This window comes from Streptomyces sp. URMC 126 (genome assembly GCF_051386555.1).
Taxonomy (GTDB): Bacteria; Actinomycetota; Actinomycetes; order Streptomycetales; family Streptomycetaceae; genus Streptomyces.
Genome location: NZ_JBPQTX010001147.1, coordinates 1 through 249, shown reverse-complemented (window position 1 = coordinate 249; position 249 = coordinate 1). Strand labels below are relative to the sequence as shown.

General features: G+C 67.1%; 1 pseudogene. It reads left to right on the top strand.

The annotated features are described in order from the left end of the window. A pseudogene (locus tag ACSNOK_RS35445) lies at positions 1-249 on the top strand (glycoside hydrolase domain-containing protein); the annotation flags it as partial.

Here is a 249-nt window from a genome sequence, read left to right as displayed (position 1 = left end):
CGAGGACTTCATCAAGTACGCCAACGACAAGGGCATGGTCGTCTGGGACGAGTTCACCGACCCGTACACCGGCTACGAGATCGGCGCGGAGCACCTGCTGGCCACCGCCAACGCCCACCTCGTCAAGTGGCAGACCGACAACCCGCGCCGGGTCGGCGCGGGTGACGTCGGCGGCTGGGGCGGCGACCTCATCACGCTGTACGGCGAGTGGCGGCGCGACAGCAAGTCCTACTCGTCCGGCTACAAGTA